General features: G+C 34.6%; 13 protein-coding genes. 11 read left to right on the top strand and 2 right to left on the bottom strand.

Annotated features, from left to right (window positions below; genetic code table 11):
- Window positions 1-91: 91 nt before the first annotated feature.
- The 5 genes from ACXX80_RS10490 to ACXX80_RS10470 all read left to right on the top strand — a co-directional run bounded on the left by ACXX80_RS10490 (window position 92) and on the right by ACXX80_RS10470 (window position 2,931).
- Window positions 92-490 (top strand): NUDIX hydrolase, encoded by a 399-nt coding sequence (locus tag ACXX80_RS10490; protein WP_458553136.1) that lies wholly within the window; start codon window positions 92-94, stop codon window positions 488-490.
- Window positions 491-784: 294 nt separating this feature from the next.
- A complete protein-coding gene (locus ACXX80_RS10485; RefSeq protein WP_131909291.1) occupies window positions 785-985 on the top strand; it encodes a DUF4177 domain-containing protein in 201 nt (66 codons plus the stop codon).
- Between the two features lie 179 nt (window positions 986-1,164).
- Window positions 1,165-1,599: a hypothetical protein gene (locus ACXX80_RS10480; protein ID WP_458553135.1), complete on the top strand. Its 435-nt coding sequence runs from the start codon at window positions 1,165-1,167 to the stop codon at window positions 1,597-1,599.
- 108 nt (window positions 1,600-1,707) lie between these two features.
- Window positions 1,708-2,199, top strand: a complete 492-nt coding sequence (locus tag ACXX80_RS10475) for a hypothetical protein (protein WP_458553134.1) — start codon at window positions 1,708-1,710, stop codon at window positions 2,197-2,199.
- A 3-nt stretch (window positions 2,200-2,202) separates the two neighbouring features.
- On the top strand, window positions 2,203-2,931 hold the full coding sequence (locus ACXX80_RS10470) for an LVIVD repeat-containing protein (RefSeq protein WP_458553133.1): 729 nt from the start codon (window positions 2,203-2,205) through the stop codon (window positions 2,929-2,931).
- On the opposite strand, the gene ACXX80_RS10465 is transcribed toward ACXX80_RS10470, so the two are convergent.
- Window positions 2,928-3,584: a TrmH family RNA methyltransferase gene (locus tag ACXX80_RS10465; protein ID WP_458553132.1), complete on the bottom strand. Its 657-nt coding sequence runs from the start codon at window positions 3,582-3,584 to the stop codon at window positions 2,928-2,930. The two genes, ACXX80_RS10470 and ACXX80_RS10465, sit on opposite strands and share 4 nt — an antisense overlap.
- A 217-nt stretch (window positions 3,585-3,801) precedes the next feature.
- Between ACXX80_RS10465 and ACXX80_RS10460 the strand changes: the two genes are divergently transcribed.
- From ACXX80_RS10460 to ACXX80_RS10440, 5 genes are all read left to right on the top strand, one after another.
- Window positions 3,802-4,497: an SIR2 family NAD-dependent protein deacylase gene (locus ACXX80_RS10460; protein ID WP_458553131.1), complete on the top strand. Its 696-nt coding sequence runs from the start codon at window positions 3,802-3,804 to the stop codon at window positions 4,495-4,497.
- A 115-nt stretch (window positions 4,498-4,612) separates the two neighbouring features.
- Window positions 4,613-5,959, top strand: a complete 1,347-nt coding sequence (gene purB / locus ACXX80_RS10455) for an adenylosuccinate lyase (RefSeq protein ID WP_417980629.1) — start codon at window positions 4,613-4,615, stop codon at window positions 5,957-5,959.
- A 185-nt stretch (window positions 5,960-6,144) separates the two neighbouring features.
- A complete protein-coding gene (locus ACXX80_RS10450; protein WP_458553130.1) occupies window positions 6,145-8,385 on the top strand; it encodes a cation:proton antiporter in 2,241 nt (746 codons plus the stop codon).
- A gap of 251 nt (window positions 8,386-8,636) precedes the next feature.
- Window positions 8,637-9,242 carry an NAD(P)H-dependent oxidoreductase gene (locus ACXX80_RS10445; protein WP_458553129.1) on the top strand — a complete coding sequence of 202 codons (606 nt, stop codon included), beginning with the start codon at window positions 8,637-8,639 and terminating at the stop codon, window positions 9,240-9,242.
- A 1-nt stretch (window position 9,243) separates the two neighbouring features.
- The gene (locus ACXX80_RS10440) at window positions 9,244-11,145 is read left to right on the top strand and encodes a monovalent cation:proton antiporter-2 (CPA2) family protein (protein ID WP_458553128.1); all 1,902 of its coding nucleotides are present in this window, start codon (window positions 9,244-9,246) and stop codon (window positions 11,143-11,145) included.
- Between the two features lie 84 nt (window positions 11,146-11,229).
- Here ACXX80_RS10440 and guaB read toward each other — a convergent pair whose 3' ends face one another.
- Window positions 11,230-12,702 (bottom strand): IMP dehydrogenase, encoded by a 1,473-nt coding sequence (gene guaB / locus ACXX80_RS10435; RefSeq protein ID WP_315210183.1) that lies wholly within the window; start codon window positions 12,700-12,702, stop codon window positions 11,230-11,232.
- 162 nt (window positions 12,703-12,864) lie between these two features.
- On the opposite strand from guaB, the gene ACXX80_RS10430 reads away from it, so the two are divergent.
- Window positions 12,865-15,369 carry a cation-translocating P-type ATPase gene (locus tag ACXX80_RS10430; protein WP_458553127.1) on the top strand — a complete coding sequence of 835 codons (2,505 nt, stop codon included), beginning with the start codon at window positions 12,865-12,867 and terminating at the stop codon, window positions 15,367-15,369.
- Window positions 15,370-15,372 lie beyond the last annotated feature (3 nt).

The following is a 15,372-nucleotide window of genomic DNA, read 5'->3' as shown; positions in this document are numbered from 1 at the left end:
AACGCGGCTAACTAGTATAGAAATATTTTAAAAAACACACTACCTCGACAAGCCCCAAACCTTTAAGCATCTGTCTAAAATAAAAAAATATATGAAAGAAATTGATAAAATAGCTTTAATAAAAATTGAAAATGGCCAAATTTTAAGCACTAAATCAAAAGGTAAAAACAAATATTATATTCCAGGAGGCAAAAGAGAAAATAATGAAACTGATCAACAAACTTTAATCAGAGAAATTCAAGAAGAATTAAGTGTTGAAATTATAAATGAATCTATTAAATATATAGGAACGTTTAAAGCCCAATCACACGGAGCTATTGAAGGAGTAATTGTAAAAATGACGTGTTACAATGCTGATTACATTGGAGAACCGAAAGCCAATAATGAAATAGAAGAAATTAAATGGTTAAAATATACAGATTTAGATATAATATCGGAAGTTGATAAAATTATATTTAAACATCTGAAAGAAAACGGATTATTAATTTGAGTCGAAATAGAAAATTAACTTTAAAAATACTGAACGCCTAACACATGTTTCAATGGATTCCCGCTCCGAAAAGTATCCCTGAAAACACATGAATTTTTCGTAAATGCTGCGCAAATGTCTCAGATTTTCAAAGGTGTTTTAGTAAAAAGAATCCCCGCATTCATTACAAATGCATCGTGTATCTTGTTTGAGTTATTTTTGAAAAATAAGAAATAGCAACTTTTTTTTGTAAGCAAAATCGTTTATATTTAAATGCAAAGTTAGAAAACTGTTTAATTACCAAAAAAAAACATTATGAAAGAATACAAGGTAGAAAGTTTAATTTATTACTCTAAATTGACTTTAGATTCAAAGCACATTGCTAATGACTCTAAAAAAGAAATTCAGCAATTACTAGATAAATACGCCTCAAAAGGATATAGATTAACTACATCAACATCAACAAATTTTGGTTCTGCCATTTATATTCATTTGTATTTTGAAAAAGATATTTAATCAAAGTCAGAGAAAATAATACCCGCTTCGCAAAACACTTTTGAGAACACCTATTTTTTTCCTAAATGCTGCGCAAATGTCTCTGACTTTGCGCAATTTTTATAATATTAAAATTTCATAAAGAAGCTGAATTTCATCAACATTTAAAAATACTGAAGCATAAACTACAACTGAACCAAATGAAAAAAATACACTTCAATCACTTAACATTTAAAAACTGGACATCACTTTTAATGTTAATCTCATTGGTTTTTATTCTTATGGGGAGTTTTGAAATTATTGCCTTTGAATATAAAAGAACGAATAAAATTTTGGCTTCCATTGGTTTTTTTATCCAAGCAGCCTATTACAGTAAAATGTTTTGGTACAAAAATTATGTTGAATGGAATAAACAAGGAATGAACATCAAAATAAATAGATTAATCAGTAAGTCTATAACTTTTAAAAATGTCACAAAAATAGAATTAGACAACACTAATTTAAAAATCATTCAGAAATCCGGAAGCGACAAAATATTCGAAATCCATAACATTGCTAGTATTGATTTGGAAAAACTCGTGGAAATAATTAAACAAAATAGCGGAATTGAAAGCACCGAATTTTCTACAAATTGAAAAATTAATGAATTACGCTTGCTAACACTAAAACTTCTTTACATAAATTTAATGCACGGTGCACGCAACCAAAAGCGGTTTTGGATATCTTTATAAAAACATTCCGCAATGAAAAAAATAGTACTTCTCCTGCTGGTTTCATTTTTATTCATTTCTTGTTGGCCAACTACAGATAACGGTGACTTTGTGCGTCAAGAATACAAACCAGTGATTATTGCCCGCAGCGCTCTTGAAAGTTCGATTGCTTTTCAAAATGCGCAACCCATTATTAAATCGGGAAAAATTTATATCAAGGACGATTTAATGTTTATCAATGATATCAATAAAGGGTTTCATGTTTATGATTATACGGATCCTAAGAAACCAATCCGACTCCATTTTATAAAAGCTCCTGGAGCTACTGACTTAGCCATCAAAGGAAATACGGTGTACATCAATCAAGCAGTCGATTTAGTCACTGCCACTTTCAATCCTACCACAAAAATTTTCACGGTTACCAACAGAAACAAAAATGTATTTCCGCAAAAGCAAGCTCCAAACGGCTTATATGGCTACACCAAAGAAAATGAAATAATAATCGATTGGACTTTAATCAAGTAACACATGAAAAAAATTATATCCTTCGTATTATTAGTATTTATAATGGGTTGTTCGGATAGTGACAGCGCACAAAACGGCGACATAGGGCAAGGTGGTTCACTTGCTGTTTTTGCCATAAAAGGGAATTATCTGTACGGTGTTGACCAGATGAAATTGAATGTATTCTCGCTAATCAATTCGGAAAAGCCCGTAAAAGTCAATGAGATTCCTATCGGTTTTGACATTGAAACCTTGTTTTCATACGGAGATAATTTATTCATTGGATCTAGAAACGGAATGTTTATCTATTCGATCAGCAATCCTGAAAATCCAACAAAATTGTCAAGCGTACAACACTTTACTGCCTGTGACCCTGTCATTGCCAATAGCACGCACTCCTACGTGACATTGAATTCAAACACCACTTGTGGCAACAACACTAACGTTTTGCAAGTTTATGACACCAAAGATTTAACTAATCCAAAACTAATTCACAGCAGAACACTTTCGCAACCTAAAGGTATCAGTTTTTACACCGCTGATTATTTACTGGTTTGCGATGATGTTATCAAAATATTTAACATTCAAAATCCTGCTGAACCCGTTTTGGTGCATGCCATTGACAAAAATTGTTTTGATTTAATTGTACGCGATAATACCTTATTTGCCATTGGGAACAAAGGCGTATATCGTTATAAAATGAATCCAATTGACATAAAAGACATACAACTGGAAAGCGAAACTACGTTTTAATGCTCTTCAAAATACCGTGCTTCAATTCGCTTAATGTCTTTTATGGAATTTTTGGCCCAAGCCAAACGCTTTTCTAAAATTTCATTTTCAGATAAATGCCAGTCTATTTCCGAGTTGCGCAATCGATTCGTCAAGTTTTGAATGATTATCGCCGCCGAAACCGAGATGTTCAGACTTTCGGTAAAACCTACCATCGGGATTTTTAGAAAACCATCGGCGCGTTGTAAAATTTCCTCGGATAATCCGTCTCTTTCTGTTCCAAAAAACAAAGCGCTGGGTTTCGAAATGTCAAAATCCTCCATCAAACAATCATTCTCATGTGGCGTGGTAGCAATGATTTGGTAGCCTTTACTTTTTAACGTATCGACACAATTCGTAATGCTGTCGAAGGTATTGATGTCAACCCATTTTTGAGCGCCCATCGCAATTTCCTTGTCGATACTTTTTCCGTAACGCTGCTCGATAACATTCAATTCCTGAATTCCAAAAATCTCACAACTGCGCATTACCGCGCTCGTATTGTGCATTTGAAAAATATCTTCGACAGCAATCGTAAAATGTTTGGTTCTGTTTTCCAATACTTTCAGGAATTTTTCTTTGCGATTATCTGTCAGGATATTTTCGAGAAAATTAAGGTAATCGATATCAATCATTGCGGATTATTTTTTTGCAAAAATAGTAAAAAAGACTAGCTTTATACCTTCAAAAGTAGATTGTGACAACAGCTTTTAGGTTTGTTCAATTGAAATGAAATTATGAATGTTTACGGAAATCGCGTGAGGGATAGAGGCGATATCCTTTTTGGGCTTTTTAGCCAAAAAGATAAAGCCGAAAGCCCGACCCTTGTGGTCACGCCCAAATTTATATAAAATGAAAAAACGTTTAGTAGTCTTGACTGGAGCAGGAATCAGTGCCGAAAGCGGCATCAAAACTTTTCGTGATAGTGACGGACTTTGGGAAGGTCATAATGTCTTGGACGTCGCAACACCCGAAGGTTGGCATAAAAACCCGGCTTTGGTCTTGGATTTTTATAACCAAAGACGAAAACAACTCAAGGAAGTACAACCGAATTTAGGTCATCAGATTCTCGCGGAATTAGAAAATGATTTTGAAGTGTACATAATCACACAGAATGTGGATGATTTGCACGAACGCGCCGGAAGTTCTAATGTGTTGCATTTGCATGGCGAATTATTGAAAGTCAGAAGCACCAAAAACCCAGATTATATTCTGGATTGGCAGGACGATTTAAATTTTGGCGATTTAGACGAAAACAAAAATCAATTACGCCCGCATATCGTTTGGTTTGGCGAGGAAGTTCCTGCGCTTGATGAAGCCATAATTCTTACTCAAAGTGCGGATTATTTTGCTGTAATTGGGACTTCTTTGCAAGTGTATCCTGCGGCAGGATTAATTGATTTTACGAGTCGGGAAACACCTATTTTTTATATTGATCCAAAACCGATAAAAATCCCAAATCTTAGAAACCCATTGGAAGTCATTCCAGAAGTGGCTTCAACAGGTGTTGCTTTTATGAAAGAAAAATTACTCAATCAATTGCAATGACAAACACAATGACAATGGCAAAAAATCAATCATAATTGCAATAAAAATATAAACTTATACTCCATAACTTATAACTTATAACTATTTTTGTGCCTTTCGAACAAACAACTAAACAATGACTACTTTAAACGAATTGAATGCTATATCGCCAATCGACGGAAGATATAGAAACAAGACTATTTCTCTGGCTCCATTTTTCTCTGAAGAAGCCTTAATCAAATACCGCGTATTGGTTGAAATTGAATATTTCATTGCTTTGTGCGAAGTGCCTTTGCCACAACTAAAAAACGTAAACCCGAACTTATTCGAAAGTTTACGTGACATTTATAAAAACTTCTCTACTGAAGATGCGCTTTGGATCAAAGAAACGGAGAAAGTGACCAACCACGATGTAAAAGCGGTGGAATACTTCATCAAAGATGCTTTTGAAAAATTAGGATTATCAGAATATAAAGAGTTTATCCACTTTGGATTAACATCCCAAGATATTAATAACACGGCGATTCCGCTTTCTACAAAAGAAGCTTTCGAGAAAGTGTACATGCCTTCTTTGATTACTTTGACATCAAAATTGAAAGATTTAAGTATCGAATGGGCGGCCATTCCAATGCTTGCACGCACGCACGGACAACCTGCTTCTCCAACGCGTTTGGGTAAAGAAATAGGTGTTTTTGTAGAACGTTTAGAAGAGCAAATGCGTTTGTTATTTAATGTTCCTTTTGCAGCTAAATTTGGCGGAGCAACCGGAAATTATAACGCACATCACGTGGCGTATCCACAAATTGACTGGAGAAAATTTGGTGGAAAATTCGTAGAGGAAAACCTTGGATTACACCACTCCTTCCCTACTACACAAATTGAACATTACGATCATTTCGCTGCATTTTTTGATGCGTTGAAAAGAATAAATACGATTATCATTGATTTAGACCGAGACATTTGGACGTACGTTTCGATGGAATATTTCAAGCAAAAAATCAAAGCGGGAGAAATAGGATCTTCGGCAATGCCACACAAAGTAAACCCAATTGATTTTGAAAATTCAGAAGGGAATTTAGGAATTGCCAATGCTATTTTCGAACATTTATCGGCTAAATTGCCATTATCAAGATTACAACGTGATTTAACAGATAGTACGGTTTTGAGAAATATTGGCGTACCAATGGGACATACCTTAATCGCTTTTGAAGCTACTTTGAAAGGATTGAACAAATTGTTATTGAACGAACCAAAATTCCACGAAGATTTAGAGAAAAACTGGGCTGTAGTTGCGGAAGCGATTCAAACTATTTTACGTCGTGAAGGATATCCAAATCCGTATGAAGCATTGAAAGGATTGACCAGAACCAATGAAGCGATTGATAAAAACGCAATTCACGGTTTTATTGCAACTTTAGAAGTTTCGGATGAAATTAAAGCCGAATTGATGCAAATCACTCCAAGTAATTTCTTAGGAATATAAGTTTTAGTAAATTATTTAAATTTATAAAATCCCGTTGAAAAGGAAGTCAAAATTCTTTTCAACGGGATTTTTGTTGCTAAAAAATCATAAAAAACTGTTATTAGCGCTAATTATACTTTCAAAAGTAAAGTTTTTTTATATCTTACAACAATACACAAATACCTTAAAAAAATAAGTAAACGCCTATGAATACAGCAGAAACAGTAGCAAACGCCTCACACCATTTACAACCTTTAATTAGTGATTTAGGGTTAATCCTAATGACCGCCGCTGTGGCCGTTTTGTTATTTAAAAAAATCAAACAGCCTCTCGTTCTGGGGTATTTAATTGCCGGATTTTTGGCAGGAAATCATTTTGATTTTTTTCCTTCGGTAAAAGATATTAAAAGTGTAGAAGTTTGGGCAGAGATTGGGGTAATCTTTTTATTATTTAGCTTAGGACTGGAATTCAGTTTTAAGAAACTGATGAAAGTGGGTGGAACAGCATCGATTACTGCTGTAACACAAATTATTTCAATGGTTGCCATCGGCTATTTAGCCGGCCAATGGATTGGTTGGAAACAGATGGACAGTATTTTTTTAGGAGTTATACTCTCGATTTCATCTACTACTATTATCCTAAAAACATTTGACGAACTCGGCGTAAAAACCCAAAAATTCGCGGGAATAGTTATCGGATCGCTTATCGTTCAAGACATAGTTGCCATTTTAATGATGGTATTGCTTTCTACGATTGCAGTGAGTCAACAGTTTTCAGGAAGTGAATTGTTATTATCCGTATTTAAACTTATCTTTTTCTTGACGATATGGTTTGTTGGAGGTATCTTTTTTATCCCGACTTTACTTAAAAAAGCCAAAAATATATTGACGGACGAAATGCTGTTAATTATATCACTTGCTTTGTGTTTAATGATGGTTATTTTGGCAGCCAATGTTGGTTTTTCCCCTGCATTAGGCGCTTTTATAATGGGTTCCATCATTGCCGAAACTACTCAGGCAGAACACATCGAGCATTTGGTAAAACCTGTTAAAGACCTTTTTGGGGCGGTTTTCTTTGTTTCTGTTGGTATGTTAATTAACCCCGGAACTTTATATGAATATGCCTTGCCGGTTGCTATTTTAACCTTAGTCGTGATTTTAGGACAATCAATAAGCTCAACAATTGGTGCGTTACTTTCTGGTCAACCACTGAAACAATCGGTGCAAACCGGAATGAGTTTATCGCAAATTGGAGAATTCTCCTTTATTATTGCAACACTGGGAATGACATTGAATGTAACCAGTGATTTTCTCTATCCAATTGTAGTTGCAGTGTCAGCAGTGACCACTTTTACGACTCCATTTATGGTGAAATTTGCCACTCCTTTTTCAGAATATCTGGAAAAAAAACTGCCTCGAAAATGGATTAAAAAAATTGAACGATACAGTGCCAATGCACAATCAATAAAATTAGTAAGCAACTGGCAAATAGTTGTGCGCGCTTTTCTGACGCAAGTAATCATCCATTCCGTAATTATAGTGGCCATTATTTTACTTTCATCAAAATTCATTTTACCTTTAGTCGAAGGATCACAATTTGGAAACCTATTTGCGGCATTAATTACAATCGTAATACTATCTCCTTTTTTATGGGCGCTATCCTTGCGTCGCGTCGCGGTAAAAGAAGTAGCCATTTTGAGAGAGGAACGTAAATATCGCGGACCAATACTGATGATGATTTTAATGCGAATGGTATTGACCCTTTTTTACATCGGTTTTTTATTAAATATCTTTTTTTCTCCCGGAATCGCTTTTATAATGCTGATTGTTGCCGTTGTCGTGTATTTTGTTTTTCCCAAAAAATTAAATGCGCAATATCACAAAATTGAAGACCATTTTTTGAAAAATTTAAATGCGCGAGAACTTAAAAAAGCGGTAAGAAGCCGTAGTGATTTAACACCTTGGGATGGCCACATGACTACTTTTGAAATTGCTCCAACCTCTAATATTGCCGGAAAAACACTCGAAGAATTAAGTATTCGAGAGCAATTAGGAATTAATATCGCTTTTGTTAAGCGCGGAGAAATCACCATTAATATTCCTAGCAGAAACGAAAGACTTTTTCCAGGAGATGAAATTTGTGTCATTGGTACTGATACTCAAGTAGCAGCATTTAAAAAATATTTGGACCAACATGAGATTGATGTCTCACCATTGGCAACTGAATCTGATATTGTTTTACAGCAGTTAGAGCTAATCAACGAAGCATTTATTGGAAAAAGTATACGTGATTCTGAATTACGTGAAAAAACAAGTGGTTTGATTGTTGGTTTAGAAAGAGGAGGAAAAAGAATTCTCAACCCAGAGTCAAAATTGATTTTAGAAAAAAATGATATTCTTTGGATTGTGGGTAGCAAAAAATTACTAGCTAATCTTTCCAAAAATTAAATAAGGAGATTTATTTATTACAATTCCATTTTGGTAGAATTAATTTAAAATAAATATTCTAAATACATCCCGTCTGAACGAAACTTTAGATTTTGTTTAGACGGGATTTTCTGTTTATTATAAAAAAAAACTATTTGAACGATCCTAAATCATTATGATTAAGCAATATTTTATACCTTAGAGCAGTTTTCTTCTTATAAAGAACATTGTAAATCAACACGATAACCCTTTTAAATTGTCACAAAAAATTTATGCCAAAAAATAAAATCTTAATCTTGTTTTCACATCCGCTATTCGAGAAATCTCATGCGAATAAAGCTTTGGTGCAGAATATTCCCGATTCTGAAAACATTACTTTTCATGATTTATATGAGCAATATCCAGATTTTGATATTGATGTAAAATACGAACAAGATTTATTAAGTAAGCATGAAATTATTATTTGGCACCATCCTATGTACTGGTATAGTTGCCCGCCATTGATGAAGCAATGGATTGATATGGTACTGGAGCATAACTGGGCTTATGGAAAAAAGGGTAAAGCATTACAGGATAAAATTATTTTTCAGGTAATTACAACTGGTGGAGACAAGGAAAATTATTGTGAAACGGGAAGTGATCGTTATAGTATTCTTGAATTATTGGAACCGTTTAATCAAACTGCAAAAGTGTGTAATATGATTTACTTACCTCCTTTTGTAGTACATGGAACACATAATATGACCAATGAAGATTATGAAAAAAATGGTTTAATTTATGGCTATTTTCTAGATTATTTAGAGAATCATGATATAGATTCGGATGAAATTTTGCAACACCATTATTTGAATGAATGGTTTGCAACAATACTGACATAACATGGATACTAATTTTTTACTTCAGGCAATCATTTATTTAACAGCTGCCGTAATTTGTGTGCCAATTGCTAAAAAATTAGGCTTGAGTTCTATTTTAGGCTATTTATTAGCCGGAATAATCATAGGTCCTTTTGTTCTTGGGTTTATAGGTCAGGAAGGTCAGGATATAATGCATTTTGCCGAATTTGGTGTGGTAATGATGCTTTTTTTAATTGGTCTTGAATTAGAACCGAGTAAGTTTTGGAAAATGCGGAAATTCATTCTTGGAATGGGTTCCATGCAATTAATTGGAACCACAATAATACTATTTCTTGGATGTCTTTTTTTTATGGACTGGAAATGGGAAACTACATTAGCGATTTCGCTAGCACTAGCTTTATCTTCTACAGCTATTGTATTGCAAACCTTAAAAGAAAAAGGATTATCAAATACTTCCGTGGGAAGTTCCTCATTTGCAGTTTTACTTTTTCAAGATATTGCTGTAATCCCAATTTTAGCCTTTTTACCTCTTTTGTCAACAGTAAATCTTGAGGCAACAAATGATGCGCCACAGTCATTAATTACAGGTTATGCGAGCTGGTTACAAACGGTAATTGTAATCGGGATTATTTCAACAATCTATTTTGCAGGCCGCTTTTTGTTTGTTCCTTTATTGCATATAATCGCAAAAACCCGGTTACAAGAATTATTCACTGCTTCAGCCTTATTACTTGTGGTGGGTGTTTCATACATGATGCAATTAATTGGATTAAGTCCAGCGCTTGGTGCTTTTATGGCCGGTGTCGTATTAGCCAACTCAGAATTCCGTCATGAATTAGAAGGCGATATTGCACCTTTTAAGGGATTGCTTTTAGGCTTATTCTTTTTGGGTGTTGGAGCCTCAATAAACTTTCAATTAATTATTGATAATCCATTATTTATTTTTGCTTTTGGGGCGATTCTAACATTAGTGAAGTTTGTGGTATTGTTTATGACTAGTCGATTTTATAAAAAGAAATTAGATCAAAATCTACTGTTTGCTTTTGGCTTAAGTCAAGCGGGAGAATTTGGTTTTGTAATCATGAGTTTTTGCATGCAATTGAATATTGTACCTAATGTTTTAGCCAATCAAATAATGGCAGTTATAGCCATGAGTATGGTTGCAACTCCTTTCCTGTTGCTAATAAATGAACGAATAATTTATCCAAACACCCGAACTCAGGAAAAAGAAGTAAAAAAAGATAATGATTATATTGACGAAGACAATCCCGTTATTATAGCTGGTTTTGGACATTTTGGAAGTACCGTTGGGCGTTTATTAAGAGCAAACCAAATTAAATCAACAATTCTGGATTATGATTCAGACCGAATCGATTTATTACGAAAGATGGGGTTTAAAGTCTATTATGGAGATGCAACCCGATTGGAGCTATTGAAAGCTGCCGGTTGTGAAAATGCAAAAGTCTTCATTGCTGCCATCGATAATCCAACCGTAAATCTTCAAGTAATTGAAACCTTAAAGAAACATTTTCCAAATTTAAAAATCTTAACTCGTGCCCGAAATCGAAATGATGCCTACGAATTAATCGATCATAAAGTGCAACATATTTACAGGGAAACTTTATATAGCGCAGTCAATATGGGTGTTGATGCATTAGTCGAATTAGGACATAGGAAATATACAGCTACCAGACAAGGTCAACAATTTATAAAATACGATGAAATTACCACACGTAAACTGGCCGAAAAACGCCATGATAAAATGGCCTATTTGATTACCATTAAGGAGGAAATTGAATTACAGGAACAATTATTAAAGAGTGATATATATTCCCAAGTTGCTGCTACCAATCACAGTTGGGACAGTCAACACTTGAAAAATAATTTGGCTGACTTGTCTGACTCATCAGAATTGCAAGACTAAAATTTATAGCAATAAAAAAAGCATAATTAAAACCCTAAAACGGAATTAATTATGCTTTTTTTTTATAATATTAAAACTATAAAATTATCTTGAATAATTTGGAGCTTCTTTTGTAATGGTCACATTATGTGGATGACTTTCGTTGATTCCGCTAGCAGTAATACGAACAAAACGCCCTGTTTCCTGTAATGTTGGAATATCTTTTGAACCACAATACCCCATTCCTGCACGAAGACCACCAATGAATTGTTGCATACTTTCGTTCAATTCTCCTTTGTAAGGAACACGACCTACAATCCCTTCCGGAACCAGTTTTTTTACATCATCTTCCACATCCTGGAAATAACGATCTTTTGAACCTTCTTGCATCGCTTCAACAGATCCCATTCCACGGTATGATTTGAATTTTCTTCCTTCGAAAATAATAGTTTCACCAGGAGATTCCATAGTACCGGCTAATAATGAACCTAACATTACACAATCCGCACCTGCAGCAATCGCTTTAGGGATATCTCCTGTATAACGAATTCCACCATCTGCAATTACTGGAACTCCAGTTCCTTTGATAGCGGCAGCCACTTCAAGAACAGCGGAAAACTGAGGAAAACCAACACCGGCAACAATACGAGTTGTACAAATAGAACCTGGTCCTATTCCTACTTTTACCCCATCAGCACCATTTTCAACAAGATATTTGGCTGCTTCAGCGGTGGCAATATTACCAACAATAACATCTAAGTCAGGGAATTTAGCTTTCACTAATTTTAGTACATCTACCACTCCTTTTGTATGTCCGTGAGCGGTATCAATTATAACTGCGTCTACTCCGGCATTAACTAAAGCAGTAGCTCTTTCAACAGCATCTGCAGTAACACCTAATGCAGCAGCAACACGTAAACGTCCGTATTTGTCTTTGTTTGCATTTGGTTTTTGAGTCAATTTAGTAATGTCTCTAAACGTAATTAAACCCACTAATTTATAAGCTGCATTTACAACCGGTAATTTTTCAATTTTATGACCTTGCAAAACGACTTCTGCTTGTTCCAGAGAAGTCCCTTCAGCAACAGTTACTAAATTTTCACTGGTCATTATCTCAACAATAGGTCTTGAACTATTTTTTTCGAAACGCAAATCTCTATTGGTAACGATTCCTTTTAATATTTGGTTTTCGTCTACAATTGGAATACCTCCAATACCAAATTCTTTCATTGCACTTTTAGCATCTGCAACAGTAGAAGTCAAAGGCAAAGTAACTGGATCGATAATCATTCCAGACTCCGCACGTTTTACTTTTCTAACTTTCGCAGCTTGTTGCTCGATAGTCATATTTTTATGCAAAACACCAATTCCACCTTCTTGCGCCATAGCAATTGCCATTGCACTTTCGGTAACAGTATCCATAGCTGCAGATACAATTGGAACGTTAAGCGTTATATTTCTTGAAAATTTTGATTGAATACTCACTTCGCGAGGAAGCACATTTGAGTAGTTAGGAACTAATAGAACATCATCGTAAGTTAATCCTTCACCGATAATCTTAGAGTTGTGTGCGATCATTGCAATTGTAGTTGGAGTTTAATTGCGTGCAAATATAGACAATCTTATGCAAAAAAACGAGTAAATTTTATAATAAATGATTAAATTGCATTATAGAGTTTTCTCTAATCCAACTTCTTCCGTTTTTATAATCTGTAAAATTTGATTCATTTATTTTTTGATATGACAGAACCACAACAACAAATAAAAGGGCTTTCAAATGATGAAGTCTTGCAATCAAGAACAAAAAATGGAGTAAATTCCATAGTACATCAGGACAACAATAATTTCTTTACTTCTCTAATCGAAATGGTTAAAGAACCTATGTTTTTGTTGCTTTTGACGGCTACCAGTATTTATTTTATTACTGGCGATTTTGGTAACGGAATTTTTATGGCGGTCGCTATTATATTAGTTTCTACGATATCACTTTATCAGGAATCAAAAAGCCGAAACGCAATCGAAGCTTTAAAAAAACTATCCCAACCCAAAAGTAAAGTCATTCGCAATAGCGAAATTATAGAAATTCCGAGCGAGGAAATTGTCTTGGGTGATTTTATCCAAACGGAAGAAGGAACTTTTATCCCTGCAGATGGTGTCATTATCCGATCTAATGATTTTTCAATAAATGAATCTGTTCTTACTGGTGAGTCACTGGCTGTATTTAAAAATGAAACGTCCGAAAACAATCAAGTATATCTTGGAACAATTGTCACCAGCGGTTTAGCTATTTGTGAAGTTACCGCTATTGGCAACCAAACTCAATTAGGCAAAATAGGAAAAAGTTTAGAAACAATTATCGAAGAAAAAACGCCTTTGCAAATACAAATAGGAAACTTTGTAAAAAAGATGTCTTTTGTAGGACTGGCAATTTTTGGTGTGGTTTGGATTATTAATTACTATAATTCTAAAGACGTTCTTGACAGCTTACTAAAAGCCTTAACCTTGGCAATGAGTATCATTCCTGAGGAAATCCCAGTGGCTTTTACCACTTTTATGGCCCTTGGTGCTTGGCGCTTAATGAATATGGGAATAATTGTCAAACAAACGAAAACAGTAGAAACTCTGGGGAGTGCCACCGTAATTTGCACTGATAAAACGGGAACTATCACCGAAAACAAAATGAGTCTGGCGCAATGGTACACTTTTTCATCAAATGAAATATCTAATCCAAAGAAACACCTTAATAATGATGAACTGGAAGTAGTAACACTTTCCATGTGGGCTAGCGAACCCATTCCTTTTGACGCAATGGAAATTGCCTTACATGAGGCCTATTCAAAATTAGATATTCCAGATGAACGCCCCAATTTCAAATTAATACATGAATATCCATTGTACGGAAAACCGCCCATGATGACCCATGTTTTTGAAAACCAAAATGGAACGAGAATTATTGCTGCCAAGGGCGCTCCAGAAGCATTAATTGCCTGTTCTAATCTATCCGAAAAAGAAACTCAACAAATCCTTACAGCAATGACAACTATGGCTAAGGAAGGATTTCGTGTTTTGGGTGTTGGCGTTGCTCAATTTTCAGGAACAAATTATCCTAAAACGCAACAAGAATTTGCTTTTGACTTCAAAGGACTGGTCGCTTTTTATGATCCTCCAAAAGCAAATATAAAATCAGTTTTTGAAATATTTTACAAAGCAGGCATTCAAATAAAAATAGTTACTGGTGATAATGCAGCGACAACAGCCACAATCGCTAAACAAATTGGTTTTCGAAACGTAGAAAAAACACTCAACGGAGATGAATTAATGGCAATGGACGATGCCACTTTGAAAGAAAAAGTAATGGAAACTGCGATTTTTACGAGGATGTTTCCGGAAGCTAAACTAAAAATCATAAAAGCGTTGAAAGACAACAATCAAATTGTAGCCATGACTGGCGATGGGGTGAATGACGGACCCGCTTTAAAGTCAGCACAAATAGGAATTGCTATGGGTAAAAAGGGAACCGAAATTGCCAAACAAGCAGCAAATCTTATCCTTATTGAGGATGATTTTTCAAAAATGATTGATGCCATTGCGATGGGTCGTAAAATATATAACAATCTAAAAAAAGCGATTCAATATATCATTTCCATTCACATTCCTATTATCATGATTGTGTTTATTCCTTTGGCTTTAGGATGGATTTATCCAAATATTTTCTCTCCGGTTCATGTAATTTTTCTGGAGATAATTATGGGACCTACGTGTTCTATAATTTATGAAAATGAACCCATGGAACGCAATTTGATGCTCCTCGAGCCAAGACCATTTACCACGACTTTTTTTAAACTCAAAGAAATAACGATAAGTATTATTCAAGGACTTGCTATTACTGCAGGACTTTTATTTGTCTACCAATATTGTGTGGCTGAGAATTGCTCTGAAAGCGCTACAAGAACTGTTGTATTCCTCACTTTGATTGCTTCCAATATTTTCTTGACACTCACCAACCGTTCTTTTTACTATTCTATATTTACAACTTTACGCTACAAAAATAATTTAGTTCCAATGATTATAGGCGCAACCATTCTAATTACTGTTTTATTATTATTTGTTCCTTTATTTGCTCATTTTTTCGAGTTCGAAAGAGTTACTGGATTTCAAATTTGTCTGAGTATTTTAGTGGGATTTGTCTCGGTACTTTGGATAGAAATTTACAAAGGATTTAAACGAAGAAAAGTACAATTTTAGAAT

It is taken from the genome of Flavobacterium sp. GNP002, assembly GCF_054343795.1.
The sequence above is the reverse complement of the archived record's forward strand: the minus strand, read 5'-3'. Positions and strand labels throughout refer to the sequence as shown.

Bases quoted from the DNA above. Each gene is read 5' to 3' on its own strand.
- ACXX80_RS10490 (WP_458553136.1), top strand. From the start codon at position 92: ATGAAAGAAATTGATAAAATAGCTTTAATAAAAATTGAAAATGGCCAA.
- ACXX80_RS10485 (WP_131909291.1), top strand. From the start codon at position 785: ATGAAAGAATACAAGGTAGAAAGTTTAATTTATTACTCTAAATTGACT.
- ACXX80_RS10480 (WP_458553135.1), top strand. From the start codon at position 1,165: ATGAAAAAAATACACTTCAATCACTTAACATTTAAAAACTGGACATCA.
- ACXX80_RS10475 (WP_458553134.1), top strand. From the start codon at position 1,708: ATGAAAAAAATAGTACTTCTCCTGCTGGTTTCATTTTTATTCATTTCT.
- ACXX80_RS10470 (WP_458553133.1), top strand. From the start codon at position 2,203: ATGAAAAAAATTATATCCTTCGTATTATTAGTATTTATAATGGGTTGT.
- ACXX80_RS10465 (WP_458553132.1), bottom strand. From the start codon at position 3,584: ATGATTGATATCGATTACCTTAATTTTCTCGAAAATATCCTGACAGAT.
- ACXX80_RS10460 (WP_458553131.1), top strand. From the start codon at position 3,802: ATGAAAAAACGTTTAGTAGTCTTGACTGGAGCAGGAATCAGTGCCGAA.
- purB (WP_417980629.1), top strand. From the start codon at position 4,613: ATGACTACTTTAAACGAATTGAATGCTATATCGCCAATCGACGGAAGA.
- ACXX80_RS10450 (WP_458553130.1), top strand. From the start codon at position 6,145: ATGAATACAGCAGAAACAGTAGCAAACGCCTCACACCATTTACAACCT.
- ACXX80_RS10445 (WP_458553129.1), top strand. From the start codon at position 8,637: ATGCCAAAAAATAAAATCTTAATCTTGTTTTCACATCCGCTATTCGAG.
- ACXX80_RS10440 (WP_458553128.1), top strand. From the start codon at position 9,244: ATGGATACTAATTTTTTACTTCAGGCAATCATTTATTTAACAGCTGCC.
- guaB (WP_315210183.1), bottom strand. From the start codon at position 12,702: ATGATCGCACACAACTCTAAGATTATCGGTGAAGGATTAACTTACGAT.
- ACXX80_RS10430 (WP_458553127.1), top strand. From the start codon at position 12,865: ATGACAGAACCACAACAACAAATAAAAGGGCTTTCAAATGATGAAGTC.